This window comes from Escherichia sp. WS1265, assembly GCF_046487585.1.
Lineage (GTDB): Bacteria > Pseudomonadota > Gammaproteobacteria > Enterobacterales > Enterobacteriaceae > Escherichia > Escherichia coli.
This window is the reverse complement of record NZ_JBJQJE010000019.1, coordinates 25643-51375: the sequence shown is the minus strand read 5'-3', so window position 1 is coordinate 51375 and position 25733 is coordinate 25643. Positions and strand designations below refer to the sequence as shown.

At 49.8% G+C, this 25733-nt stretch carries 22 protein-coding genes and 2 pseudogenes; 8 read left to right on the top strand and 16 right to left on the bottom strand.

Annotated features, from left to right (window positions below):
* Positions 1-332: 332 nt before the first annotated feature.
* The 9 genes and pseudogenes from ACJHX3_RS18115 to ACJHX3_RS18075 all read right to left on the bottom strand — a co-directional run bounded on the left by ACJHX3_RS18115 (position 333) and on the right by ACJHX3_RS18075 (position 6544).
* The gene (locus tag ACJHX3_RS18115) at positions 333-1136 is read right to left on the bottom strand and encodes a carboxymuconolactone decarboxylase family protein (protein WP_024044637.1); all 804 of its coding nucleotides are present in this window, start codon (positions 1134-1136) and stop codon (positions 333-335) included.
* A gap of 15 nt (positions 1137-1151) precedes the next feature.
* Complete coding sequence (locus ACJHX3_RS18110; protein ID WP_000909116.1) at positions 1152-1847, bottom strand: putative quinol monooxygenase; 696 nt, start codon at positions 1845-1847, stop codon at positions 1152-1154.
* Positions 1848-1992: 145 nt separating this feature from the next.
* Positions 1993-3012: an aldo/keto reductase gene (locus ACJHX3_RS18105; protein ID WP_094321759.1), complete on the bottom strand. Its 1020-nt coding sequence runs from the start codon at positions 3010-3012 to the stop codon at positions 1993-1995.
* Positions 3013-3014: 2 nt separating this feature from the next.
* The gene (locus ACJHX3_RS18100; protein ID WP_024044636.1) at positions 3015-3587 is read right to left on the bottom strand and encodes an NAD(P)H-dependent oxidoreductase; all 573 of its coding nucleotides are present in this window, start codon (positions 3585-3587) and stop codon (positions 3015-3017) included.
* A 150-nt stretch (positions 3588-3737) separates the two neighbouring features.
* The gene (locus tag ACJHX3_RS18095) at positions 3738-4301 is read right to left on the bottom strand and encodes an amidohydrolase family protein (protein ID WP_077688251.1); all 564 of its coding nucleotides are present in this window, start codon (positions 4299-4301) and stop codon (positions 3738-3740) included.
* Positions 4261-4416 (bottom strand): hypothetical protein, encoded by a 156-nt coding sequence (locus ACJHX3_RS18090; protein ID WP_001322415.1) that lies wholly within the window; start codon positions 4414-4416, stop codon positions 4261-4263. Before ACJHX3_RS18090 ends, ACJHX3_RS18095 begins: the two co-directional genes overlap by 41 nt.
* 102 nt (positions 4417-4518) lie before the next feature.
* Positions 4519-5466, bottom strand: coding sequence for an aldo/keto reductase (locus ACJHX3_RS18085; protein ID WP_094308168.1), 948 nt, complete (start codon positions 5464-5466; stop codon positions 4519-4521).
* Between the two features lie 73 nt (positions 5467-5539).
* A pseudogene (locus ACJHX3_RS18080) lies at positions 5540-6227 on the bottom strand (type 1 glutamine amidotransferase domain-containing protein).
* Between the two features lie 8 nt (positions 6228-6235).
* Positions 6236-6544, bottom strand: a complete 309-nt coding sequence (locus ACJHX3_RS18075) for a hypothetical protein (protein ID WP_001221046.1) — start codon at positions 6542-6544, stop codon at positions 6236-6238.
* 139 nt (positions 6545-6683) lie between these two features.
* Here ACJHX3_RS18075 and ACJHX3_RS18070 point away from each other — a divergent pair, with 139 nt between their 5' ends.
* On the top strand, positions 6684-7583 hold the full coding sequence (locus ACJHX3_RS18070) for a LysR family transcriptional regulator (RefSeq protein ID WP_001057776.1): 900 nt from the start codon (positions 6684-6686) through the stop codon (positions 7581-7583).
* 396 nt (positions 7584-7979) lie between these two features.
* Here the strand turns inward: ACJHX3_RS18070 and hipA are convergent, their stop codons facing one another.
* The 6 genes and pseudogenes from hipA to lsrR all read right to left on the bottom strand — a co-directional run bounded on the left by hipA (position 7980) and on the right by lsrR (position 17875).
* Positions 7980-9302 carry a type II toxin-antitoxin system serine/threonine protein kinase toxin HipA gene (hipA, locus tag ACJHX3_RS18065; protein WP_001125419.1) on the bottom strand — a complete coding sequence of 441 codons (1323 nt, stop codon included), beginning with the start codon at positions 9300-9302 and terminating at the stop codon, positions 7980-7982.
* The gene (hipB, locus tag ACJHX3_RS18060; protein WP_001366357.1) at positions 9302-9568 is read right to left on the bottom strand and encodes a type II toxin-antitoxin system antitoxin HipB; all 267 of its coding nucleotides are present in this window, start codon (positions 9566-9568) and stop codon (positions 9302-9304) included. Before hipB ends, hipA begins: the two co-directional genes overlap by 1 nt.
* A 210-nt stretch (positions 9569-9778) precedes the next feature.
* Positions 9779-14623, bottom strand: a pseudogene (locus ACJHX3_RS18055) (ECSE_1600 family autotransporter); the annotation flags it as partial.
* Positions 14589-14720: an ESPR-type extended signal peptide-containing protein gene (locus ACJHX3_RS18050; protein WP_375542044.1), complete on the bottom strand. Its 132-nt coding sequence runs from the start codon at positions 14718-14720 to the stop codon at positions 14589-14591. The pseudogene ACJHX3_RS18055 and the gene ACJHX3_RS18050, both read right to left, overlap by 35 nt.
* Before the next feature lie 530 nt (positions 14721-15250).
* Entirely contained in the window at positions 15251-16843 is a 1593-nt protein-coding gene (gene lsrK, locus ACJHX3_RS18045) for an autoinducer-2 kinase (protein ID WP_094308078.1), read from the bottom strand.
* A gap of 78 nt (positions 16844-16921) precedes the next feature.
* The gene (gene lsrR, locus ACJHX3_RS18040) at positions 16922-17875 is read right to left on the bottom strand and encodes a transcriptional regulator LsrR (protein WP_094308077.1); all 954 of its coding nucleotides are present in this window, start codon (positions 17873-17875) and stop codon (positions 16922-16924) included.
* Positions 17876-18123: 248 nt separating this feature from the next.
* Between lsrR and lsrA the strand changes: the two genes are divergently transcribed.
* The 7 genes from lsrA to tam are packed head-to-tail and all read left to right on the top strand — an operon-like array spanning position 18124 to position 24738.
* On the top strand, positions 18124-19659 hold the full coding sequence (gene lsrA / locus ACJHX3_RS18035; protein ID WP_094308076.1) for an autoinducer 2 ABC transporter ATP-binding protein LsrA: 1536 nt from the start codon (positions 18124-18126) through the stop codon (positions 19657-19659).
* Positions 19653-20681, top strand: coding sequence for an autoinducer 2 ABC transporter permease LsrC (gene lsrC / locus ACJHX3_RS18030; protein ID WP_094308075.1), 1029 nt, complete (start codon positions 19653-19655; stop codon positions 20679-20681). Before lsrA ends, lsrC begins: the two co-directional genes overlap by 7 nt.
* Positions 20681-21673, top strand: a complete 993-nt coding sequence (lsrD, locus tag ACJHX3_RS18025; protein WP_001222721.1) for an autoinducer 2 ABC transporter permease LsrD — start codon at positions 20681-20683, stop codon at positions 21671-21673. The genes lsrC and lsrD overlap by 1 nt, the downstream gene beginning before the upstream one ends.
* A gap of 11 nt (positions 21674-21684) precedes the next feature.
* Entirely contained in the window at positions 21685-22707 is a 1023-nt protein-coding gene (gene lsrB, locus ACJHX3_RS18020; protein ID WP_094321761.1) for an autoinducer 2 ABC transporter substrate-binding protein LsrB, read from the top strand.
* A 26-nt stretch (positions 22708-22733) separates the two neighbouring features.
* Positions 22734-23609, top strand: coding sequence for a 3-hydroxy-5-phosphonooxypentane-2,4-dione thiolase (gene lsrF / locus ACJHX3_RS18015; RefSeq protein WP_024044510.1), 876 nt, complete (start codon positions 22734-22736; stop codon positions 23607-23609).
* Between the two features lie 23 nt (positions 23610-23632).
* The gene (gene lsrG / locus ACJHX3_RS18010) at positions 23633-23923 is read left to right on the top strand and encodes a (4S)-4-hydroxy-5-phosphonooxypentane-2,3-dione isomerase (RefSeq protein WP_000558527.1); all 291 of its coding nucleotides are present in this window, start codon (positions 23633-23635) and stop codon (positions 23921-23923) included.
* A gap of 56 nt (positions 23924-23979) precedes the next feature.
* Positions 23980-24738 (top strand): trans-aconitate 2-methyltransferase, encoded by a 759-nt coding sequence (gene tam / locus ACJHX3_RS18005; RefSeq protein ID WP_001286546.1) that lies wholly within the window; start codon positions 23980-23982, stop codon positions 24736-24738.
* A gap of 3 nt (positions 24739-24741) precedes the next feature.
* Here tam and ACJHX3_RS18000 read toward each other — a convergent pair whose 3' ends face one another.
* Positions 24742-25656: a bestrophin family protein gene (locus ACJHX3_RS18000; RefSeq protein ID WP_001469144.1), complete on the bottom strand. Its 915-nt coding sequence runs from the start codon at positions 25654-25656 to the stop codon at positions 24742-24744.
* Between the last annotated feature and the right edge of the window lie 77 nt (positions 25657-25733).

Here is a 25733-nt window from a genome sequence, read left to right as displayed (position 1 = left end):
GCACAGGCCAATCATGAAAGAGGAGAGGCTTTATGTTCTGGAACCCTGAAGTAATAACGACGACTGGAAAATCGCTTCGCATCACTCAAATTCCATTTAACTATTCTGGGTTTGAGGGATATACATAATTGACTTCAGCACCAGAAACAGCATAACAAACTGTTTTAAATGGATATTAATCAAATGGCGATTCAAACTCACAGTTATGAACTCAGTTTTGGTTCATAACTGTGTTAAACGCTGTCCATAAATCACTCGATGTCACGTCTGTTGGTTCATGAACTGATCGTTCTAATTTTGTGATGTGCGTCAGGTTTTAGTGTTCAGTAATGTTACCTTTTACTCGATGATCGATTGTTTAGCACCTCTCCCACAACCGGAGCAGCGGTAAATGCGTTTGGCCAGCCAGCATAGAAGGCGGCCTGGGTAACGATCTCACCAGCTTCCTCAACAGAAAGTCCATTATCCATCGCTCTGTTAAGGTGATAGCCAATCTGCGCGCTCTGTCCAGATGCGATTAACGCGCTGACCGTAATTAGGCTTCTATCACGGGGGGTTAGCGCGGGTCTTTGCCAGAGATCCAGGAACAGTGGGTCAGCAGTAAATTTAACCAAGCCTGGAGATATTCGGCCAACATTTTTTTCCACTGTCTCTGAACGCTGCTTTTCTGCTTCCTGATTGAGAGGAAGCAGGTCCGGAGAAGCGTCAGGAAGCGCATCTGGCGTGACGCCACGAGTTTCAAATACTGCTTTGGTCACGCTGACGGCTGACATTGCATTTGGCCAACCTGAGTAGAACGCCAGATGGGTAATGATTTCTGATAATTCCGCTGGCGTCACGCCGCTATCGAGAGCGACGTCAATATAGTGCTTAAGCTCGGCAGGCTGGTTGCGGGCAATCAGCATGGCGACGGTCACCACACTACGATCCCTCGGTGAGAGGGCGTCGCGTGTCCACAGATCTTCAGTAATAGCTTCGCGACCAAAGCGCGCGAGAGCCGGTGAGACGGAACGAATATCAGCTTCCGAAATCGCTGACGGTTCTATTTTCATCATAGCTTTACCTCTTGTTTCCTCAGCATTGGCAAAATCAGAAATAACAAGCGACATAGCCGCTGCTGCAAGTACGCTTTTCATGTTAATCCTTACTGGTCAACGTTGCGGCTCCTGTTTGATTCCGCCTTTGTTACGAAGAAATACCGGTTTTACCGGGATTGCGTCCTTCCTGGCGCTCATATGCGCCGTTTGCCTGAGGTAATCCAGGAAGTGCAGCGTTTGTCGGTGCAGTTGATAATCCTCCTCACTGGCGTAAATCTCATAGAAATACCAGCGTTTTGGAGTCTCTGAATCTGTACCGGCATACATGGCTAACACGCCTTTCTCTACTTTGAGCGACTCGACCATTTCAGGAAGGACGATGTTTCTAAATTCGCTCTGAAATTCAGGCTTTACTTCGACGATCACCAGATTATTGATAGTTCGTTCATTCGGTATGATGTGTTTGTCGCCCAGAAACTGTGGCTCCAGGGTAATTTTCTTCTTCCTGTCAATAATGTCAGGTGCACGAGCAGCGAATGCTTTGTATGGGGCGGCATTGAGATGTTTGCGATAAGCACGCTCATTTTCATAGAGTTCGAACATGAATGCCTGACCTGAATTGTCGCTGCGTTGCAGGGCATACATCGCCAGTGTACCTGCTTCATGATCAACCGAAGCGGAAATCGTCTGTCTGGCCACGTCTGCAAAGTCGTTGTCCCGATCGGGTCTGATGCCGAGCTCGAAGATATTCATCTCCGGCTTATTCGGCGCGTCCGGTTTTGTTGCAAAGACAGGGCTGCTTATTAGCATGCAAATTAAAAGCATAAAAGTCTTTTTCACGATGATCTTTTTACTGACATTACTGTTTAAGACGTTCGATCAACTGGTGCTGGTAAGAACGTAACCGACCGCTACTGGCGCTCTCAAAGACGAGAGGAGGAAAAGTGAATAAGGGCTATCGCATCCAGACCTGCTTAACATCTTTCGTTTGCGGAGTATTTTGCGCCATGATCCCCGTCAGAACATGCGGCTGGTAGGTTTCTTCCAGAAACTGAATTTCCTCCGGACTTAGTTGAAGATTTACTGCGTTTACCGCGCCATCGACATGAGCTTTTTTTGTAGCCCCTACGACAGGTGATGTGACTTTTGTCAGCAGCCAAGCGAGAGATATTTCCGTCATTGACACCAGATGACGTTCGGCCAGTTCGGCTACACGCTCAATAATGCTGCGATCCTGTTCAGCCGTGCTGTCATATTTTCCACGCGCATAGTCATCCTCTGTGGCTCGCCGTGTATAGCCTTCTTTACGAGAGAGGCGGCCGCTGGCCAGCGCGCTATAGGGGGTCATTGCGATATTATCCTCAGTGCACAGGCCGAAGAGCTCCCGTTCATCTTCGCGCATAATTAGATTGTAGTGGCTCTGTACGGAAACAAAGGGCGTCAGCCCTTCGCGTTCAGCAAGGGCGTTCGCCTTCGCCAGCTGCCAGGCATAGCAGTTTGAAATACCAACAGCTCGTACTTTGCCAGCAGTAACAGCGGTATGTAACGCTTCAAGCACGTCGATAATGGGCGTGTTGTAATCCCAGATGTGGTAGATGTAGAGGTCGATATAGTCCATCCCCAGATTCTTCAGGCTCTGGTCAAGGGATTGAGCGATTGCCTCTTTTCCGCTGATCCCTCCGGCAATTTGTGCGGGGGTTCGCAGCAGAAACTTGGTGGCCAGGACGATATCATCGCGTTTCGCCATCTCCCGTAATGCCCGGCCAACGTATCGCTCACTGGAGCCATTCTGGTAGGCTATAGCGGTATCGTAAAAGTTGATGCCCTTTTCAAGGCCATAGCGAATGATGTCGCGGCTTGCTGTTTCGTCCAGCGTCCAGCTATGCTGACCCGTCGACGGATCGCCAAACCCCATGCATCCCATGCAGATGCGGGAAACAAGTAAGTCACTTTTACCGAGCCGGGTATACTGCATTGTTATTCTCCCTCTGGATTATTCACGACGGAATTGAGCAGATCGACAAGCCTTGAAGCGTGTTCCCAGGCAAGCGTTTTTTGCTGCGCGAGTTTGTCGGCATCCCGATCGGCATAGCTGATACCGCAGGTATAAACCGGCGCCAGCAGCTCAAGATTGCACAGCCTTGCCGTGGTTTCGAACGGAATAAGATACTCTTCAATGGTATGGCCAAAGAAACTGTCGACGGTATAGAGCTCCTCTGGCGCTCCCGTTGTAAAGGAGAGGATCAGCTTTTTACCGCCCAGTTTCGCCGTTGAGCCATGCGCGAAGCCGTGGACAAAGACCTCGTCCAGCCATTGTTTCATTAACCCGGGCAGCCCATACCAGGAAAAAGGAAACTGCCAGACAATCACATCGGCCCTGAGCAGGCTTTCCTGCTCCGCAGCGATATTGAATTTGCCGTCCGGATAGAGCCAGTCCAGACGACGAATTTCAGCATCGGGAAGGGCGGTCGCCACTTCATCAAGGATCGTGGCATTGGCGACGGAATGGGTAAGCTCAGGATGGCCTGAAACAATAAGGATATTTTTCATTTCAATGAGTTAATTATATTTGGTGAATGTTTAACCCAGTATAGAGTGACACCATTATTTTTTTTAGAGCAGTAAAGACTTATTCACTTTTAGACAAAAACTAATAATGGTCAACTGTTCTCATTGTACCGGTCATCACGACCCCGTGAACTACGCCGTGATGCACAGTAAACGTTCTGCATTGCGAAATGCGATGGCCTCTTTTTCAGCCTTGTTGACGGGCAGACTGTCTATAAAGGTTTTTACACCGTCCAGGGTCTGATAGGGATAATCGACGGAGAACAGGATCCTTTCTGCCCCCATTAACTCGTAGATAAACTTGAAGTGCGGCAGTGTCAGCATACCTGACGGGGTAACGTAAACGTGTTCCTGGAAGGTTCTCGTTAGCGTGCGTGACAGACCCGTTGCAGCCAGTGGTAGGCTGTCATCAAGACGCTGGAGCCAGAAGGGTAACATCTCCCCCCAGTGGCCACTGATTACCTGCAAGTGGGGATATTTATCAAATGCACCCGATAACATCAGCCGCAACAAATGGATCCCCGCTTCGTGATGCCAGCCCCAGGCAAACATAGAAAGCCTGGCGTTGACCTCTGCGCTGAAGCCCGTGAAGTAGGCCTGCTGTACGCTTTTAAGCGGTAACCCGGGATGAAGATAGAGTGGCACATTCAGTTTATTAAAGCGGGAAAGCAGGGAGTCGGTCAGGATTATGACCATCAGCGACGGTTTTCCCCCAGTCGCCAAGGAAAGGTGCCTGCTCAAGCGCAACAGGCATACACGCTCGCCCTAACTCGCTGTCGAGATAATTTTCTTCGAGGCAAATGATTTTCATATTCTCACCATTCATACAAAGCAGTAAAAGTGATACAGATTAGAATCACCCGGAACAGCCCGTTCGTGTGTGTCATTCATGACAGTCTGTTCCGGACGGGCTTTACACCATCGGTTTTTCCCAGGCACCTCGTGTATCCACTCTGGTCTCTGCGGCGAGTTGTTCCAGCAGGATGATTTCCTCATCGCGCAACTGGATGTCTGAAGCGCAGGCGGCGTCCAGAACGTGATGGACTTTAGTCGCACCAACGAGGGGAAGGGTACCTTTCACAATAGCCCATGCGATGGCTATCTGTGCCACGCTGGCATTCCTTTCGGCTCCCATTTTTTTCATGGCGGCGGTTAGTCTTTCTATCTGCGGCAGTACGGCGTTATAACTTTCGGCCCGGCCACTCCCGGCAGGCATGGGATGATTTGAATCATAACGACCACTGAGCGCGCCTTGCTCCAGGACCATGTAAGCAAAGAACGTGATGTTATTTTGTCGGCAATAATCAAGGATCCCGGCCTCTTCAGAAGCGCGATAGAGCAGGCTGTAGTGATTTTGTACTGCACTGAGGGAATAACCGGAAGCGTTAAGGATTTCATTGGCGCGTCTGATTTGTGCCAGATTGTGGTTGGAAACACCTACGCGTTTTACCTTACCGCTTTGTAAAAGTGGGATCAGTCCTGGCGTCCATTTTTCGACGTCGAGGGGATTATGGATCCAGTAGATATCAATCGCGTCCACGCCCAGGCGCCCAAGGCTGGCCTCAAGCATATCGCTGACAGGCTGCGCAGACTGCTTGTCCGCAATCTGCGGCGTGAATTTGGTGGATAAAATTATGTTCTCGCGGGGAAACTGACGGACTAATGCTCCCAGCGCAGTCTCGGAACTCCCCATACCATATACTGCTGCGGTATCCCAGAGATTGAGGCCCTTACTCATGGCCGCAGTGAACACTTCTGCCATCTGAGTATCAGAAAGATGATTACCAAAGACGGTGTCGCCGCCGGCAAAGCCTGTGCCCCAGGACCATGTACCTAGTGCGACTGGAGGTAGTGTTTTCATATTCAGCTCCTGAAAAAAGGCCGGATCGTGGCTGACTTAAACCGGCCAAGTAAGGTGAGTAACGATGAATTAATTAAGCTGTCCGGCGGAGTGCATTTAACAGCGCCACACCAACCCCATGTGCTGAAGCGGGATTCTGCCCCGTGATAAGGCGATCGTCGGTAACCACGTTTTCAGACCAGTTTGGAGCTTCATGATAAAGCGCACCATGCTCGCGAAGTGCGGTTTCAAGCAGGAAGGGAACCACATCTGTTGTGTGAACTTCTTCCTCTTCCTTGTTGGTAAAGGCCGCCACATTTTTCCCTTTTATCAGGTATTCGCCGCTACTGAGTTTTGCGTCAACCAATGCCGCAGGCCCGTGGCAGACGGCTGAGACAATCCCATCACTTTCATACACTTCGCGGATAATACGCTGGGCATCCTGATTATCACGGAAATCCCACATGGTCCCATGACCACCTGCAAAGAAAACTGCGCTGTAATCGGCACCTTTCAGCTCGGATAACGCAGGTTGTTGCCAGGCGCTGCTGAAAATCGGTTTCGTTCCAGTACCAGGCGTTAACAGGGTCGCTGAGGTCAAATCCATCCACCGGTGGCTGCCCCCCGCGAATACTGGCTATTGTTGTTTTTATTCCGGCATCTTCCAGTACTTTCAGCGGATGAGTCAGCTCGGCCAGGAAAAAACCGGTTGGTACACCGGATGCGCCTTTAATCGGATGGCTGGAAACGACACATAGCACTGGTTTATATGCAGGTTTCATATCGGTCCTCACTCTTTATTTTTAAATTCATCGGCGAAGAGATTTTCCCAGTTAATAAAGGAGCCAAGCGGTATACACTCGAAGCTTAGTAAGCCTGCTTTTGCCAACGGGAATTCGGCCATAACGTTCATCGCTTCATCGACAGAGTCACATTCAAGAAAAATAGCGACGCCAGGTCTGTCCTGACGGAAGTAGATGTCGCGGATGAAGCCTGATTTATACAATCCCCAGGCGTGCAGCGCTTCAGCGTTGAGGTGCGGAGCATATTTCTCCAGCGATGCTCCAGGGGCAGGGATATCCAGACATAAAATTCGCATCATAGTCTCCTGAACTCAGGTCGTAGTAGAAAGAGACTAAAGTATAAGAGGCGTATTTCAGGAAGATTAGAGGGTCATTGACTTAAGCATTTTTAGACTGTACTTAATAATCAGGCGAGAATTGCTTTAGGAAAACATTATGAATAACGCTCTTTATAACCAGATTCGCATCTTCCAGAGCATTGCGCGGGAGGGCAATATTTCGGCAGCCGCAAGGAAACTGGAAATTACGCCTCCCTCCGTCAGCAATGCACTAAAGCTGCTGGAAGAGTATATCGGCCATCCGCTTTTTGTGCGTACGACCCGCCGTATAGAGCTGACGGAAACCGGTCAATTATTGCTGGAACAGACCGCTGCGGCGGTGGAGTCGCTGGAAAACTCACTTGAAAGCATTCGCGACCAGCATCAGGAGCCCTCTGGGATGGTGCGAATTACGCTCTCGCGTTTTGCCTACCTGTTAATTCTTAAGCCTGCGATGGCAGAATTCTGTCAGCAATATCCGGGTATACAGTTAGAAATTTCGGTCTACGACGGTACCGTGAATATAATCAAAGAGCGTTTTGATCTGGGGATCCGTTTTGGCGATATTCTTGAGGGAGGGGTGGTGGCCCGACCGTTAATGAAACCGTTTCGTGAAGGATTATATGCATCCTCAGCGTATCTCTCCCGACATGGAACGCCTGAAGTGCCGGCAGATCTCTGTCATCACCAGCTGATTGGTTACCGTTTTATCACCAACAACCGCATCCTTCCGCTGCTCCTGAACGATCGCGGTGAGCAGTTGACCGTTGAGATGCCGGGGCAGTTAATCAGCAACGATATTGACGTTATGGCAGACGGGATCCGTAACGGGCTGGGAATTGGGCGCTTGTTTGAGCCTGTCTGGCAGTTACAGCCGGACAGGGAGCGCTTTATTCCGGTGATGGAGAGCTACTGGAAAACCTACCCGCCAGTGTATCTCTATTACCCCAAAAACGCGGGTAAAACGAAAAGAGTGAAGGCCCTGATTGATTTTCTGATATCCACTACGGGGCGATAAAGACGATAACGCCTCGTTCAGTATGGAGATGCATCGAATGGCATTGTGAGTTTTTTTCACAGATGGGCGTAATCGTCAGTGGATTTTACATACAAGGATAGCGCCCACATACTGACATCATTAATTAACGTTGGGTGAGGTTTACCGGGGGGAGGGGAAAGCGAACCAGGAGATGGAGGTGGCCAATCTGGTACGAACCGCCGCGTAGCTTGCACGGCAAGAGCTGCTGACTGATTCATCAGTTAAGCTACTGAAAGAGCGGAACACATGAACTTAAGAACAAACCCATCATATTTAACATAATATACATTATGCGCACCAACATAAACCAAGGAAGAATCCAGTCGTTGGCGGTCATGATTGTCGTGCTCATTAACAACGACCAAACCCCATATCTCACTTACTACCGTATTCTCGGCTTAACCGTCCATGCAACCTCAACACATTGGTTTCAACTGCCGTCACCACGTTCTCCGGAAAATCTGTCGGTAATGAAGTCTTCACGTTATCCAGTGCTGCCGGAATCATTCTGGCAAAGTCACTCAGGATTTCATGCATCTGCACTTCCGGAAATTTCAGCACCTTTGCTGTCGCCAGAAAATGTCGCGGATAAATTTTATCGATTGCCGTTTTTTTGCCTTTGGATGCGTTAAGCCCCATTGCCAGTTTGAGATCGCTGATGTGTATTCCTGCGCCACCCAATACCGGAAATGCTGAAATGATGTCGTAAAATGGCGTGAGTCGATAACTGCCGCCAGCCTGAATAAATACGGAGAAGTTTTTTGCATGGCCATCCGTTGCGCCAATCAACCACTGGAACACCTGAAACTTCATAAAATCATAGCGATCGCGAAGCGCCTCGCTGGACCCCATCAAAAAAGCCATGATCCGCGCGATGCCTGGGCCTCCATCTGATTCATATTTCACCGATGAAGGTAAACCAAATGTCTGACACATATCCTCCTGTGGCAAGCGAAGTAAAACCGTTCGCTCAGCATTCCAACGCCTGTCAAAACGTTCGACCGCTAACGCGCGCACATTTCCCGCTTTAATGATTTCTGCGTTCGGCACATTCAACCCAAGTTCTTTCGCCAGCAGCAGACAGTAATACTCATTATCAACGCTTTGGCTGAGATCGAGCGTCGCATTGGGCTGCCTGATTTCGCCAATCGGTAATTTAATGATGTGCGTCGTCGGCGTTATTCCTTTCGGAATGCACCAGTCATTGCCTATTCTGAGCAGCGCTGTCTTCTCCTGCGCGCCAGCAACCGAGATGCGAAAGTCATTTTCTTCTCTAATCATGCCCAGAGGGATATCTGCTTTATAAGCCGTTAATACTTCTTCAAGCCTGGCTTCAGTGAGCTGTTCCCATGCCATTATCGGGCGCGTTATGGTTTCATTTTCGGGTAATAACGTTACGGCACCAACGCTATCTCGCCCTATTTCTGACAATAAATCAAACGGTTGTCTGGATTTAGCATGATAACGTTTAACGATCCGGTCACGTACAATCGGGCTATCGGGTAACAGGTTATCGAAGAAGTTAAATACGGCATCAGAGGTGATATTCCCCCTCTGCAATGGCAGCGAAAGTGACAACGGTCTGGCATAACGGTTAGCTAACCACTCCGGTGCATACTTAAAGGTGTGCGCGCCATTGGCTAACTTCGTTAACTCGCCTACCCGCTGGTTGTTCATCCAAGTGACAAGTTTAGGCATTACCACTCCAGATCTTGCTGTTCTGTTGATTCTGGCGAGGCATTTTTCGTGTCGCATAGCGTCATTGAGAGTTCAAGCGACTGTAAAATCTTAAAAAATGTCATGAGCGTGGTATTGTCAGGGTTGTTTTCGAAATTGGAAATTGTCGCCTGCTTAATACCGATTTTTTTCGCCAGTTCGCTCTGCGTCCAGCCATTTTGCTGACGAACCAGTTTCATTGCATTCGCTAATTGCGTTGGGCTATAGATCTTCTGAAAGCTCATCATGTCATACGTCCACAGCATATTTATCCGCTCAAGGGGATATTATCAGTTTTATCCTTTAGTGGGGATAAAGTCAATCAGGAAACACATCTTATCCGCTCTACGGGATAAACGCTGTGATATCCGCGATCGCGGATAAAAAGGAGGATTTAAAAGTCGTTTGAAGTCGGCAATATTAAGCCGCATGCATCTTCGACATGCGGCTTATACGGTTTACCAGCTATATTTCACACCCAGCATGCCCTGAGTATCGCTATAGCCTTTATCACCTAGTTGCACACCGACATTCCCCCACAGGCTAAGGTTGTTATTTACTTTCGCCTCAACTCCGGTACGTACTTCACCGAGATTACGCGCACCATCACGGCTTACGGTTTGACCATTCATCTTCACGGCGTAGACTTCGCTATTGTTGATCCAGTTCGCTTCAATGTAAGGCTGGAACTCACGCTCTTTACCATCGTCACGCTGGTGATGGCTGTTCAGGTAGGTTTTCACCCCAAGTCGCGTTTGCACGTTTCCGTCGCCTTCTGTTTCAATGCGTGTTCCGTCTTTCCGGATATGGTCAGAATCTTTCACACCCATCCAGGTGATTTGCACCTGTGGCTGGACGTACCAGGTATTCAGCGTCCCTTCGCTGCCGCTAAATGTTCCCGCTTCAAAGGTATACCCACCCTCAACAGAGGCCGTCACACCGCGAGAATCATAGTCGTCAGCAGAACGGTTATCGGAACTGACGCTGTTATCAAACCAGTTATACAGCGCCCAGCTGTCAACATAAGCGCCGGTCTTATTCGCATCGTCCTGATACCAGGTCGCGTACATCCCAGCGCTGTAACCGCTGATGCGCCCATCCGATTTATAACCCACACGATTACTCTGAGTATTACTGTGCTGATTGGCGTAGCCTGCCATCACGCCAAGATGCCAGCGATCCTGCGCGTTGCTACTCCACTGCGCCAAATCGCCTCCTAGCTGCAATACATAGCGGTTAGCCTGAGTATTTAGCTGGCCGTCACCGGTCCTGAAACGTTCGTGCCCTCCGACATGACGCATCCACATATTGGTTGCCGAATCCTGAACTCGCAGTGAATCTGTATACTGCGGCTCACCCAGACGGTCGTGTAATCGATGGCTAAACAGCGAGTTGGCTGCGGCAATGTTGCTGATATAGCTTCCGGCCTCCGGGCGATAAACTGATGGGCCTTCCGGATCCACAACAGGGGGATTATTGATGGGATCGGGTGTATCCGCTGGCGTTACGCCGTCCCATTTACTGGTCAGATACCAGTTTTTCTCGTCATTCCCCTTCCCTTTAGCCAGCGTGTAGACGTAAGCCCCAGCTTCGACAGTTCCGGTGGTCAGCGCGAAGTTACCTGCAGAATTACCGCCAACCTCAATGAGTTCAATACCGTTGACCGTTTGTGCACCGACGCCGCCAATGTTATCAACCCGAACGCGAGTGTTCCCTTGGGTATCGCCTTTCACGTTCATCTTATCGGTGGGCGAATTATCGCCGCCCAGCGTCGCGTTGAACGTCATCAGGCCATTGTTTCCGGTATAGTTACCGTTAACGGTCAGTACATTCCCCGGTTTCCCCCCTTCGCTGTTCATTTGAACCGTGCCACCATTCTCCAGGTTACCGCCGACAGTGGTTTTAGCGACACGCAGTGTCCCCCCTGGCATAACGTTCACATCACCTGCAGTGGTGACATTTCCCGACATCACACCGCTGTTATGGATATTAATGTGCTGACTTGCCATATTAATGGCAGAGTCGGAACCGAAAGCAATTTCACCACCCACGATATCCGTCGTACCCTGATACGCCGCGGAATCGTTGTTAAGAGTCAGGATCCCGGTCCCCAGTTTTGTCACATCGCCGCTACCGGTGATACTGTGCGTCATCGCCCAGCTACGCTCAGTGGCGATGGTGAGCAGGCCATTATTGATAACGGAAGCATCACCCAGGTTTTTCTGCTCGTTGACGCTGAGCGCGCTGCCTGTATCAATGTTGAATTGCCCCACAAAGCGGCTATTATCGCCATTCAGCTCTACGTCTGTCCTGGCGGTTGCGCTCACGATACCCTTCCCGCTTATGCTATTACGCAGTTCGCCGGTCACGTTTTTTAGCGTTAACAGACCGTCACTAGCAATATTTCCTCTGCCTAACCCCTGCGTATTGTCGAGGCTGACTTCCGCATTTGGGCTAATGCTGGTTAAGGCATTGTAGCGTGCATTAAGCCCCTCGATAGCCAGTGTTCCCCCTGTAACATTCAGGTTTCCGCCACCTGTCAGTTCGCCCTGACTGATCCCACCTTTATTCACCGTCAGCGACCCCTCTTTAAACAAAACAGTCGAACCCATCAGCCCGGTGAATGTCTCTACCGTCTGGGCCGATCCATTAAGATCGACGATGGCCGCGTTGCTGATGTTCAGTTCCCGAGTATTGCCCAGCGCGCCATCCGCATCGGTACGTAATGTCCCCATCTGAACGTAGGTTGCCCCCTGATAGTCGTTCTGACCGTTGGAAAGCGAAACCTGTCGCACCGTATTGATTGCCAGATCCCCTTCACCACCGATTTTTGCCGACATATCGGCCGTTGCGCCATAGACTCCGCCATGTTCGGCTAACGTCAGCTTTTGCCCACCATGGATGTTCAGCGCTTTCAGCCCATAGTTAACATACAAACCATCACCAGGTGCGGTCGTGAGGCGGAATCCATAATCACCCTCGGCGACCACTGTCCCGTTTTGTGCAATACGTAACGTTTTGTCCGCTTCCACCTCGTCGCCCTGTAAATCACGTAACGTTAATGAGCCACCCGACCCAATAACCATTTGCGCCTTCACCAGTTGAACGCCGACATGACTATCATCGTGTTCCAGCAAATTGAGCGTCGTCAGAGGGTTATTCGCCATGGGATCATTCCACGGTTTAGGCACGTCGATAAGCACGTCGCCCATCCCGTTTACCTGATAGTTACGGCCTTTCCAGGTGTAGTCACCCGCGCCGACAACCAGCGTATCGACGCTGATATATCCCTCCGCAAGCGTCGCAGCAGGTATATCCGTATCGAAAGTGAGCGTACCGCCATTCATGGCTAGTCCACCAATGGATTGCTCTCCCACTTTTACCGATGTGGTATTTTCACTGTCAGACTGCAGCATCGCGTGAGTAAGCGCAGCGGTGTTGTCGCGTTCCAGTGTGAAGGTACTGTCTTTCAGTTGGGCAACACCGGCGAATTCAGTCCCTGCTGCATGGGTAAAGCCAAACATTTTGTCGGAGGATGACAGTTGCACTCGCATCAAGCCATCGCCTTTGAGCGCATTGGTCAGCGTGTAATCTCCTGCACTGTTCGTTGATGCGAGAATGTCGAGCGTACCGGGGCTTGCAATGGTTACTTCACTCGACCCCATGCCTGTTACCCCATCTGCCGTATGTGACGCAATGGTCAGGAGGCCGCCATTGACCAACGTTTTACCGCTATAAGTATTCCCTGCATTGAACACCGTATGGCCTGCATCATGCATCACTTTTCCGTCTTTATCGTCACCCGTAATCAGCATATCGACCTGGTAGCCGGCATCACTGTTATTGGTATGATTAAAGACAAAAACGCCTTCGCCAAGACCAAACTCCACTTTCGTCGCATTGGTGATAAACCCGGCATCTGCCGCCGCCTCACCGTGAGCAGCACCAATGTTTAGCGTTCCTACAGCAGGCTCAAAAACACCTAAGTAAACTTCTCCACCTTCGACATTCAGCGTACCGTTATTCGTCAGGGTTAACGTACCCGTGCCTGTCGTCCCTACGTTCATATTGAATGTTTCAAGAAGAGAGTTCTGCCCATCCACCCGCACGTCGCCCTTACTTTTGTCATTGAGAGCTATTTGTGTATCACGCGCTTTAACTATACCTCCGGTGGTAATATTCAGTTCACCCGTGCCTAATACACCGACCTGTAGCAATTGGGCGTTAGTAGATGACGTTTTTAAATTCCAGAGACTATCCGTTGAAATATTAACTATCCCCTTACCGGAGGCATTTCCTCCGATAAATCCATAGCCCGTTGAATTAAGAGTGGCACCATTACTGACATTTACGATGCCGCTACCAAAATTACCGACATTGATACCTACAGTATCGAACAATGATGTCGCATCCATCAGGTTCAGTGTGCCGATACCGCTTGCTTTATCGCCCAAAAAAGTAATATTTTGCGATACGAACTTACCGCCATCGCTGATATTGAGGTTTCCGACGCCCGCAACACCAATAGTGGTATAGACATTCTTATTGACCTCCCACATCCCCCCCGTGGTGATGCTAACCTTCCCGACGCCGGTTTCTCCATAACCGAGTGAGCTTCCTCCGTTGCTGACAACAAGCCCCTCATTACTGATATTCATTTCGCCGTGGCCGTCATAACCAAGATTAGTTCCGAGATTAGTGATAACGGAGTTCTTATCCTTAACAGTAATGTTGCCTGTGCCTGTTTCTTTCATCCCCGCAGTGATAATTCCCGAATCTACTTTGCCTTCACTCGAGACATTAAGTTCACCGTCGCCAGCATCACCGATATAGATATAGCGGAAAGCTTCGCCCGTTCCGAGGAAATTCCAATGCCCTTTATCGGTCACGTTGACGACACCGTGGGACCCGTCCTGAACGCCCACCAATGAATATTCTTTATTATTAATCAGTCCATTATTGGAAATATTGACTGTGCCATTACCGAAATATCCATTATAGAGTCTGCGTACCGTGATGACAGAGTCTTGATCCTGCACATTCAGGGTTCCGATACCGGTGGGATTGCCACCGATAATCGTATTTTCAGCCGTAATTAGCCCCCCATCGCGAATAGTTGCTTCGCCCGTCCCTTGATTACCAATTTGAAATTCAATTGAGGAATCATTATTTTTTATTAGCCACTCGCCACCCTTTTCAACGACAACCTTACCATTACTGTTCGCCTGATATCCTACAATGGCGACTATTGAACTCGTGACGTAACCCTTATCCGTAATATTTAATGAGCCTGTACCGTAACTTAACCGTTGATGTTTTACCTACCCTGCGAGTTAATTCCGAGCAGGCCTGAAATACCTGTAGGGTGCAATTCCATATCACGCGATAGATTCTATTCATATAAACGCTCCATATACAAACAATACAGCCACGAAAGAGATGAGTCATCAGACGTTAAAAATGAAACTTATTAAGTTGTCAGAGGTCTGTATTGAGTGTTGGTTGGAGGTGGGAAGGTGTCAATTTGGCTAATTTGCTAATACTTTCGAATCGATAGATTAAAAATTGCATAGTTCTTATTTTATTTAAAAATGAACCATGAGTTATTGTTGCTTAATAAGAAAACTGTTTCTTTCAATAAGAAGATTATCATCATCATATTTAACAAAGAATAGCACTAATTGCTAAAAAAAGAAGTTTATTAACCCCCTTTTTCATCCATTAATGCCTTTAGGAATATTCGCTATAAAATAATGGTTATGCTTAATATTTTAAGAAAAATAGCAATTTCCCCTTGAATATATTACTGGCGATGGAACGATGAATTTGCAAGCTGGCATTTAACAAGCCAGCTCTAAAAGAAGGGAAATGAGAATACCAATACTCAAAAACTAACAGCCACGGTCATCATGATGTGGCTGTCAATGAAACTATAACCCAGGCGCTTTCCATAACGAAGTCGTCAGTCCATGATCAACCAGCCCCAGCTGATCCTGATAAACTGCCTGCCACTTATCGCGTGAATCCTGATAAAGTTCATGCTTTTCCGGGTCTGGTGAGTGCGTTCGTTCCCAGCGAACCAGGCGTTCTCCGGTTTCTGCCATTGATGAAAAAATTCCGGCACCGACGCCAGCTGCAATGGCACATCCTAATGCGGTGGCTTCTTTGACTACCGGAATATTGACGGGTAATCCCGAGACATCAGCGAGAATTTGACTCCATAATTTCCCTTTTGAACCTCCGCCTGCAAAGACTAACGATGAAGGATGAATATTCGAGAAATCAGCGATTTGTTGCAAATTACACGCTGATACAATCGCCGCATTTTCTTCCAGCGCACGGAACAATGTCGCTTTGTTACATTTATCCGGATCAATAGACAAATTAATAAAGGAAGGCGCAGCGTGATACCAGGTTTTAAAGCGCATTCTGTCGGAGAATATCGGCATTACCCCCCACGACCCAGGCGGCACCCGACTTGCCATCTCTTCAAGCAGCGTATAGGTGTCGATGCCTAAACGTTCAGCAATCAGTTTTTCTTCGGCACAGAAAGCATCGCGGAACCAGCGCATGGTGAGTCCGGTAAAAAAGCTTATAGATTCAGCTTGTACCATGCCAGGAATAACATGAGGATTAACGCGCACGTTCATTTCTGGGTCTGTCACCGGCGCGGCTAAGTTTACAACTTGCTGCCAGAATGTACCGCCAAGAACAGCGGTTTGTTCCGGACGGACAACGCCTAACCCCAGGCAACCAAGTTGCACGTCGCCTCCTCCAACGACCACCGGAGTGCCCGCCTTCAGACCGCAGAGTTCCGCCGCTTGTGAACTTACCACGCCCAGCAATGTGCCGGTTTCTTTGACAGGAGAAAGAATATCGGCCCGCAGTCCGGCCATATCCAGCAATGCAGGTTTCCAGTCACGGGTGGTTAGATCAAGAAGTCCCGTGGTGCCAGCGTTAGAGGGATCCACCGCCAGTTCGCCGCTGAGCATATAGGCCAGCCAGTCGCTGATCATGGTGATGGTCGACGCCTGTCGGTAGATATCAGAACGATGGTGCGCCAGCCAAAGTAATCTGGGAATAGCGCTTAAAGCCAGCGTTTGTCCGGTGGCGCGATAAACTTCGTTTTCAAAGGTATTGTTGTGCAGTTCTTTAAGTTCGCTAACTTCGCGCGCCGCTCTGGCATCCACATTGGCGCAGGCCCAGATCGGTGTTCCTTCATTGTTATATAAAACAATGCCTTCGCGCATCGAACATGCCGAAACGGCAGCGATATACTCCGGGGCTATGCCGGCGTTGTGCAGCGCCTGGCGCATACACTCACACGCCAGTTGCCAGTTTTTGTTGAGATCAAATTCCATAGAACCAGGAACGTCCGGTACTGCCAGATGCCGCCACTCCGCCTGTCCCACTGCTATTTGATTGCCTTCCAGGTCGAATATCACAGCCCGAATACTTCCGGTGCCTGCATCCAGCGCCATCAGGTAGTACTTTGATTCTGAAGGGGTAAAGAGTCGAGCCATTAGATTATCCTCGGCTTATGCGTTCTGTCTGTTCCTCTATACGTTCTCCATCATTCCCGGTAATAAGGTCATGCAAATTTAACTACGTAAAATCGCCGCTGCTGTGTCCTGATCGGTAACCAGTGCGTTGATATAGCCGCCTTTCATTGCAGCGGCAATGGCTTCGGCTTTATTTTCTCCCCCTGCCACACCAACACGGACGGGAATGGTCTTCAGCGCGCTTAAAGGTAAGCCAATCAGTTCGTTATGTATTTTAATATCCGTGACAACGTCACCTTTTGCATCAAAAAAGTAGCCTAAAATGTCGCCAACTGCCCCTTTTCGGCCAATCATTAACTGTTCGCCCTGGCTGATATAACCGGAGCGAATGATCGTCGCGTCGTCTTGTTGACTCACGGCCCCAATGCCGACAATCGCCACATCCGCAGCTTGTGCGGCTAACAGAACATCTTTGACGCAATTTTCATTTTTTAGCGTACGGGCAATGTCAGCGGAGGATGCCCGCAGCGGAGACGGAATAATATTCACACTGCACGCCGCATTAAGCTGCCCGATACCCGTCATATAAGAACCGACGCCACCGGAGAGCGTGACCAGGCGAATTTGCTGCGACGAAATAAAACCACTTAAGCGTTGCAGCGTATTCATGGTTGCCTCGCCAAAACCAATCGCCAGCATCTGTTGTGGTTGAAGTAAACTCATCAACATATGCGCCGCGCCTATCCCTAGTCGCCCGCCGACATCAGCATCCGCAAGCCCAGGGATCACCCGGACATGTTGCAGCGAAAACTGACGACGTAATTGTGTTTCATGTTCCAGACAGCCTTCAAAGCGAGAATTAATCTGCACGCGAATAATGCCGGACTGATGCCCTTTTTCCAGTAATCGCGACACTTTCAAGCGAGTCAGCCCGAGACGATCGCTGATCTCGCTCTGGGTCAGCCCGTCGTGGTAGTAAAACCACGCGATCCGCGCGACCTGTTCTTCTTCACACATTCCCTGTTCTGAAATTGCCGAATCGTTGATTGTCATAATTCATTCTTCACTTTGAACATATTTAAATCTTTAATGCAATTGTTCAGTTCTTGCGCATTTATATCTGTGATAGCAACCACAGTTTGACTCTACGAGCATGAACAAACGCAACCGTGAAAATCAAAATAGCATAAATTGTGATCTATTCGTCGGAAATATGTGCAATGTCCACCTAAGGTTATGAACAAATTAAAAGCAGAAATACATTTGTTCAAAACTCACCTGCAAAACTGAACGGGGGAAATATGCAAACGAGTGATACCCGCGCGTTACCGCTACTTTGCGCCCGCTCGGTTTATAAACAGTATTCAGGGGTTAATGTCCTGAAAGGCATCGATTTTACGTTGCACCAGGGGGAGGTCCACGCCCTGCTCGGCGGCAATGGTGCCGGTAAATCGACGTTAATGAAGATCATTGCCGGTATTACCCCTGCTGATAGCGGTACGCTGGAGATTGGGGGCAACAACTACACCAGATTAACGCCAGTTCATGCTCATCAGTTGGGTATTTATCTCGTTCCCCAGGAACCGCTGCTTTTCCCAAGCCTGTCGATAAAAGAAAACATTCTGTTTGGGCTGGCAAAAAAACAGCTCTCCATGCAGAAAATGAAGAACTTGCTGGCGGCGCTGGGCTGCCAGTTTGATCTGCATAGTCTGGCAGGCTCACTGGATGTTGCCGATCGCCAAATGGTGGAAATCCTCCGCGGGCTGATGCGCGACTCGCGGATTCTGATCCTCGATGAACCTACCGCCTCGCTTACCCCTGCGGAAACCGAACGCTTGTTTACTCGCTTGCAAGAGCTGCTTGCTACTGGCGTGGGTATTGTTTTTATCTCGCATAAGCTGCCGGAAATTCGCCAGATTGCCGACCGAATTAGCGTGATGCGCGACGGAACCATCGCCTTAAGCGGCAAAACCAGCGAACTGTCTACCGACGACATTATTCAGGCCATTACGCCAGCGCTACGGGAAAAATCGCTCTCTGCCAGCCAAAAATTATGGCTGGAATTACCTGGCAACCGCCCACAACATGCCGCCGGAACGCCGGTGCTGACACTGGAAAATCTGACAGGCGAAGGTTTCAGGAATGTCAGCCTGACGCTCAATGCCGGAGAAATTCTGGGCCTGGCTGGGCTGGTGGGCGCCGGACGCACAGAACTGGCCGAGACGCTCTATGGTCTGCGTACTTTGCGTGGCGGACGCATTATGCTGAATGGTAAAGAGATCAATAGATTATCCACCGGAGAACGTTTACTGCGCGGTCTGGTTTATCTGCCGGAAGATCGCCAGTCATCCGGACTGAATCTCGATGCTTCACTGGCGTGGAACGTCTGCGCCCTTACTCATAACCTTCGTGGATTCTGGGCGAAAACCGCGAAAGATAATGCCACCCTGGAACGTTATCGTCGGGCGCTGAATATTAAATTTAACCAACCGGAACAAGCTGCACGGACATTATCCGGTGGCAACCAGCAAAAAATCCTGATTGCCAAATGCCTGGAAGCTTCGCCGAAAGTATTGATTGTCGATGAGCCGACGCGCGGCGTGGATGTCTCGGCCCGTAATGATATCTACCAACTGTTGCGCAGCATCGCCGCACAAAATGTGGCTGTGCTGCTTATCTCCTCCGACCTGGAAGAGATCGAACTGATGGCAGATCGTGTGTATGTGATGCATCAGGGCGAAATTACCCACTCTGCACTGACCGGGCGCGATATTAATGTCGAGACTATTATGCGCGTTGCCTTCGGCGATAGTCAGCGTCAGGAGGCGTCATGCTGAAGTTTATTCAGAACAACCGTGAAATCACGGCACTGCTGGCGGTGGTGCTGCTGTTTGTATTACCCGGTTTTCTCGACCGCCAGTATTTAAGAGTGCAAACGCTGACCATGGTTTATAGCAGCGCGCAAATCCTGATCCTGCTGGCAATGGGCGCGACGCTGGTAATGCTTACGCGCAATATTGATGTTTCAGTGGGTTCGATTACCGGAATGTGCGCGGTGCTGTTGGGGATGTTACTGAACGCGGGGTATTCACTACCTGTTGCTTGTGTCGCGACTTTACTGCTTGGTTTGCTCGCGGGATTTTTCAACGGTGTCCTGGTCGCGTGGCTAAAGATCCCTGCCATTGTTGCCACGCTCGGTACATTAGGATTGTACAGGGGCATCATGTTGCTGTGGACTGGCGGTAAATGGATTGAGGGCTTACCTGCCGAACTGAAACAACTCTCCGCCCCGCTACTGTTTGGCGTTTCAGCAATTGGTTGGTTGACGATAATTCTGGTGGCATTTATGGCCTGGCTGCTGGCGAAGACGGCGTTTGGACGCAGTTTTTATGCCACGGGCGATAATTTACAGGGCGCTCGTCAACTGGGCGTTCGTACGGAAGCCATTCGCATTGTGGCATTTTCGTTGAACGGCTGCATGGCGGCACTGGCGGGAATTGTGTTTGCTTCGCAGATTGGTTTTATCCCCAACCAGACCGGTACCGGGCTGGAGATGAAAGCAATTGCAGCCTGCGTGCTGGGCGGCATTAGTTTGCTCGGCGGTTCCGGCGCGATCATCGGTGCGGTACTCGGCGCATGGTTCCTGACGCAGATCGATAGTGTACTGGTGCTGTTGCGCATTCCGGCATGGTGGAATGATTTTATCGCGGGCATGGTTCTGCTGGCGGTGCTGGTGTTTGATGGACGCCTGCGTTGTGCGCTGGAACGTAATCTACGGCGGCAAAAATATGCCCGCTTTATGACGCCACCGCCATCCGTTAAACCCGCTTCGTCAGGTAAAAAACGGGAGGCCGCATAATGCGTATTCGCTACGGTTGGGAACTGGCTCTTGCCGCACTGCTCGTTATTGAGATTGTCGCATTTGGTGCAATTAACCCGCGGATGTTAGATCTCAATATGTTGCTGTTCAGCACCAGTGACTTTATCTGCATTGGCATTGTCGCCCTACCGCTGACGATGGTGATTGTCAGTGGCGGGATCGATATTTCGTTTGGTTCGACCATCGGCCTCTGCGCCATTGCATTGGGCGTACTGTTTCAAAGTGGTGTGCCGATGCCGCTGGCGATACTCCTGACCTTACTGCTCGGCGCATTGTGCGGGCTGATCAACGCCGGATTAATTATCTATACCAAAGTTAACCCGCTGGTGATTACGCTTGGCACGCTGTATCTGTTTGCCGGAAGCGCTCTGCTGCTTTCCGGGATGGCCGGAGCGACGGGGTACGAAGGTATTGGTGGATTCCCGATGGCGTTTACAGATTTCGCTAACCTGGATGTACTGGGACTCCCCGTTCCGCTGATTATCTTCCTGATATGTCTCCTCGTTTTCTGGCTCTGGCTGCATAAAACCCATGCCGGACGTAATGTGTTTTTGATTGGGCAAAGCCCGCGCGTGGCGCTTTATAGCGCGATTCCAGTTAACCGTACCTTATGTGCGCTCTATGCCATGACGGGTCTGGCATCTGCGGTCGCCGCTGTGCTGCTGGTATCGTATTTTGGTTCAGCACGTTCCGATCTCGGTGCGTCATTTCTGATGCCCGCCATCACCGCCGTGGTGCTCGGCGGTGCCAATATTTATGGTGGTTCCGGTTCCATTATCGGCACCGCCATTGCGGTTTTATTAGTGGGATATTTGCAACAAGGTTTGCAAATGGCAGGAGTGCCAAATCAGGTGTCCAGCGCCCTTTCCGGTGCGCTACTTATCGTCGTTGTCGTAGGTCGTTCCGTTAGCCTGCATCGCCAGCAAATTAAAGAGTGGCTGGCGCGTCGGGCCAATAACCCATTGCCATAAAGGATATCTTCATGACACTTCATCGCTTTAAGAAAATCGCCTTACTTAGCGCTCTTGGCATTGCCGCAATCTCTATGAATGTGCAGGCCGCAGAGCGTATTGCATTTATTCCCAAACTGGTTGGTGTGGGATTTTTTACCAGCGGTGGCAACGGCGCACAACAAGCGGGTAAAGAGCTGGGCGTTGATGTGACCTACGACGGGCCGACAGAACCCAGTGTTTCTGGTCAGGTACAGTTGATTAATAACTTCGTCAATCAGGGTTATAACGCCATTATCGTTTCTGCGGTTTCGCCTGATGGCTTGTGTCCGGCACTGAAACGCGCCATGCAACGTGGTGTGAGAGTGCTGACCTGGGACTCTGATACTAAACCGGAGTGCCGCTCTTACTACATTAATCAGGGAACGCCCGCCCAGTTGGGAGGTATGTTGGTGGATATGGCGGCGCGTCAGGTGAATAAAGACAAAGCCAAAGTCGCGTTTTTCTACTCAAGCCCCACCGTTACGGACCAAAACCAGTGGGTGAAAGAAGCGAAAGCGAAAATCGCCAAAGAGCATCCAGGCTGGGAAATTGTCACTACGCAGTTTGGCTATAACGATGCCACTAAATCGTTACAAACCGCAGAAGGAATATTAAAAGCGTATAGCGATCTCGACGCCATTATCGCCCCCGATGCCAACGCCCTGCCCGCTGTCGCACAAGCCGCAGAAAACCTGAAAAATGACAAAGTTGCGATTGTCGGATTCAGTACGCCAAATGTGATGCGCCCGTATGTAGAGCGCGGCACGGTGAAAGAATTTGGCCTGTGGGATGTGGTTCAGCAAGGCAAAATTTCAGTTTATGTCGCGGATGCATTATTGAAAAAAGGATCAATGAAAACGGGCGACAAGCTGGATATTCAGGGCGTAGGTCAGGTGGAAGTCTCGCCAAACAGCGTTCAGGGCTATGACTACGAAGCGGATGGTAATGGCATCGTACTGTTACCGGAGCGCGTGATATTCAACAAAGAGAATATCGGCAAATACGATTTCTGATGTGCATTACTTAACCGGAGTACGTTATGGCAGATTTAGACGATATTAAAGATGGTAAAGATTTTCGTACCGATCAACCGCAACAAAATATCCCTTTTACCCTGAAAGGTTGCGGTGCACTGGATTGGGGAATGCAGTCACGCTTATCGCGGATATTTAATCCGAAAACGGGTAAAACCGTGATGCTGGCCTTTGATCATGGTTATTTTCAGGGGCCGACTACCGGACTTGAACGCATTGATATAAATATCGCCCCGCTGTATGAACATGCCGATGTATTAATGTGTACGCGCGGCATGTTGCGCAGCGTAGTCCCCCCGGCGACCAATAAGCCGGTGGTACTGCGGGCGTCTGGTGCGAACTCTATTCTGGCGGAATTAAGTAATGAAGCCGTGGCGTTATCGATGGATGACGCCGTGCGCCTGAACAGTTGCGCGGTGGCGGCGCAGGTTTATATCGGCAGCGAATATGAACATCAGTCGATCAAAAATATTATTCAGCTGGTCGATGCCGGAATGAAAGTGGGAATGCCGACCATGGCCGTGACAGGCGTGGGCAAAGATATGGTGCGCGATCAGCGCTATTTCTCGCTCGCGACTCGAATCGCCGCTGAAATGGGGGCGCAGATTATCAAAACTTATTATGTCGATAAAGGTTTTGAACGGATTGTTGCCGGATGTCCGGTACCCATTGTTATTGCTGGCGGTAAAAAGTTACCGGAGCGCGAGGCGCTGGAAATGTGCTGGCAGGCTATCGATCAGGGCGCTTCTGGTGTGGATATGGGGCGTAATATTTTCCAGTCTGACCATCCGGTGGCGATGATGAAAGCCGTACAGGCGGTGGTACACCATAACGAAACGGCTGATCGGGCATATGAACTCTATCTGAGTGAAAAACAGTAACTGCGGATTTAAGGAGAAGAATTATGCACGTCACACTGGTTGAAATTAACGTTCATGAAGACAAAGTTGACGAGTTTATCGAGGTCTTTCGCCAGAACCACCTGGGCTCGGTACAGGAAGAAGGCAATTTGCGCTTCGATGTCTTACAGGACCCGGAAGTGAATTCGCGCTTTTATATTTACGAAGCCTATAAAGATGAAGACGCAGTGGCGTTCCATAAAACCACGCCCCACTACAAAACCTGTGTCGCGAAACTGGAATCTTTAATGACCGGGCCGCGTAAAAAACGTCTGTTCAATGGGTTGATGCCGTGAGGCGAATTTATCAGTTTTATCTACACTAGGGGTAACGCGCTGACGGGAGTAAAAATATGTCTGACTGGAACCCCTCTTTATATCTGCACTTTGCCGCTGAACGATCGCGTCCGGCGGTGGAGCTGCTTGCTAGAGTGCCGCTGGAGAATATCGAATACGTTGCCGATCTTGGCTGTGGCCCAGGTAACAGCACCGCCCTGCTGCATCAACGTTGGCCTGCGGCCAAGATAACGGGCATCGACTCGTCTCCGGCGATGGTTGCCGAAGCGCGCAGTGCTTTGCCGGACTGCCAGTTTGTGGAAGCAGATATCCGCAATTGGCAACCGGAACAGACACTCGATCTGATTTTTGCTAATGCCTCACTGCAATGGCTGCCCGACCACTACGAATTGTTCCCTCATCTGGTTTCTTTACTTAATTCGCATGGTGTGTTGGCAGTACAGATGCCAGATAACTGGCTAGAGCCAACCCATGTGCTCATGCGCGAAGTCGCCTGGGAACAAAATTATCCGGATCGCGGGCGTGAGCCGCTGGCTGGCGTTCATGCTTACTACGATATTTTGAGCGAAGCCGGATGTGAGGTCGATATCTGGCGAACCACCTACTATCACCAGATGCCGTCGCACCAGGCGATTATCGATTGGGTGACCGCCACTGGATTACGTCCGTGGTTACAGGATCTGACCGAGAGCGAACAGCAGCATTTTCTTACGCGCTACCATCAGATGCTGGAAGAGCAGTATCCACTGCAAGAGAACGGAGAGATACTGCTGGCATTTCCGCGTCTGTTTATTGTTGCCCGGCGTACGGAGTAAATATTACGTCAGCTGGTAATGACGATCGGGAAGAATTTTTGCTGGAATTTCTGTTTCATCGTTCATCTGTAACAGGTCAATTTCAATAGCGTTGCAGATGGCATCCAGCGGTAAATCATTGTTTTCAGTACCGAAGGGATCTTCCAGTTCTTCCGCCAGACAATCCAGCGAAATAAAAGTGTAGGAAATCAGCACAGAGATAAAAGGCGTCATGTAATGCAGGTCCACGACCAGCGCGAACGGCAGCATGATACAAAACAGATAAACGGTACGATGCAAAATCAGGGTGTAGGCAAAGGGAATTGGCGTGTAGGCAATGCGCTCGCAGCCTGCCAGAACCGCTGAAATATCGTTAAGCCGATCGTTGAGGCTAATAAACAGGATATCTGAAAGCTGTCCATTGCGGCGCTGAACCGCCAACCATTCTCCCATTATTAACAAGATACGGTTAGCTGGAGAGTTCGAAGCCAGTACACGCTGAAGATCTTCAGTCTTGAGATAATGTGCCAGCACTTCCGCCTGTGGCTGTTTGCGTAATGTCATGCGTAAACAATGGGCGAAGGCAATTTGCAGCCGGGCAAACTCCCTTACACTTGCCGAATCCGGCAATGTCGTTTTTACCTCCCGCAGTAACGACCGTGAGGCAATCATCAACTGCCCCCAAAGTTTTCGCGCTTCAACGTAACGGGCGTACCCGGCATTATTACGAAAACCAAGAAAAATGGCGATGGCGACACCGAGAATGCTGAACGGTGCGAGGGTGAATTTGATGCCCAGATGCGTGTACCAGGGCAGCATGAAAATAACAGCGATAGAAAAGAGAAAATTGAGTAGTAAGCGCGAGGATATCTTGGATAATACTGAGCCATGCCAGACAAAAATACGGCGCAGCCAGTGTTGTTGTGGACGAACAATCATGGTTATCTTCAGGCGTGGAAAAGTCGCCCTATTAAACGTGATTACGATCACATTCTCAAGACGCTACGTACAAATTA

Bases quoted from the DNA above. Each gene is read 5' to 3' on its own strand.
- ACJHX3_RS18115 (WP_024044637.1), bottom strand. From the start codon at position 1,136: ATGAAAAGCGTACTTGCAGCAGCGGCTATGTCGCTTGTTATTTCTGAT.
- ACJHX3_RS18110 (WP_000909116.1), bottom strand. From the start codon at position 1,847: ATGCTAATAAGCAGCCCTGTCTTTGCAACAAAACCGGACGCGCCGAAT.
- ACJHX3_RS18105 (WP_094321759.1), bottom strand. From the start codon at position 3,012: ATGCAGTATACCCGGCTCGGTAAAAGTGACTTACTTGTTTCCCGCATC.
- ACJHX3_RS18100 (WP_024044636.1), bottom strand. From the start codon at position 3,587: ATGAAAAATATCCTTATTGTTTCAGGCCATCCTGAGCTTACCCATTCC.
- ACJHX3_RS18095 (WP_077688251.1), bottom strand. From the start codon at position 4,301: ATGGTCATAATCCTGACCGACTCCCTGCTTTCCCGCTTTAATAAACTG.
- ACJHX3_RS18090 (WP_001322415.1), bottom strand. From the start codon at position 4,416: ATGAAAATCATTTGCCTCGAAGAAAATTATCTCGACAGCGAGTTAGGG.
- ACJHX3_RS18085 (WP_094308168.1), bottom strand. From the start codon at position 5,466: ATGAAAACACTACCTCCAGTCGCACTAGGTACATGGTCCTGGGGCACA.
- ACJHX3_RS18075 (WP_001221046.1), bottom strand. From the start codon at position 6,544: ATGCGAATTTTATGTCTGGATATCCCTGCCCCTGGAGCATCGCTGGAG.
- ACJHX3_RS18070 (WP_001057776.1), top strand. From the start codon at position 6,684: ATGAATAACGCTCTTTATAACCAGATTCGCATCTTCCAGAGCATTGCG.
- hipA (WP_001125419.1), bottom strand. From the start codon at position 9,302: ATGCCTAAACTTGTCACTTGGATGAACAACCAGCGGGTAGGCGAGTTA.
- hipB (WP_001366357.1), bottom strand. From the start codon at position 9,568: ATGATGAGCTTTCAGAAGATCTATAGCCCAACGCAATTAGCGAATGCA.
- ACJHX3_RS18050 (WP_375542044.1), bottom strand. From the start codon at position 14,720: ATGAATAGAATCTATCGCGTGATATGGAATTGCACCCTACAGGTATTT.
- lsrK (WP_094308078.1), bottom strand. From the start codon at position 16,843: ATGGCTCGACTCTTTACCCCTTCAGAATCAAAGTACTACCTGATGGCG.
- lsrR (WP_094308077.1), bottom strand. From the start codon at position 17,875: ATGACAATCAACGATTCGGCAATTTCAGAACAGGGAATGTGTGAAGAA.
- lsrA (WP_094308076.1), top strand. From the start codon at position 18,124: ATGCAAACGAGTGATACCCGCGCGTTACCGCTACTTTGCGCCCGCTCG.
- lsrC (WP_094308075.1), top strand. From the start codon at position 19,653: ATGCTGAAGTTTATTCAGAACAACCGTGAAATCACGGCACTGCTGGCG.
- lsrD (WP_001222721.1), top strand. From the start codon at position 20,681: ATGCGTATTCGCTACGGTTGGGAACTGGCTCTTGCCGCACTGCTCGTT.
- lsrB (WP_094321761.1), top strand. From the start codon at position 21,685: ATGACACTTCATCGCTTTAAGAAAATCGCCTTACTTAGCGCTCTTGGC.
- lsrF (WP_024044510.1), top strand. From the start codon at position 22,734: ATGGCAGATTTAGACGATATTAAAGATGGTAAAGATTTTCGTACCGAT.
- lsrG (WP_000558527.1), top strand. From the start codon at position 23,633: ATGCACGTCACACTGGTTGAAATTAACGTTCATGAAGACAAAGTTGAC.
- tam (WP_001286546.1), top strand. From the start codon at position 23,980: ATGTCTGACTGGAACCCCTCTTTATATCTGCACTTTGCCGCTGAACGA.
- ACJHX3_RS18000 (WP_001469144.1), bottom strand. From the start codon at position 25,656: ATGATTGTTCGTCCACAACAACACTGGCTGCGCCGTATTTTTGTCTGG.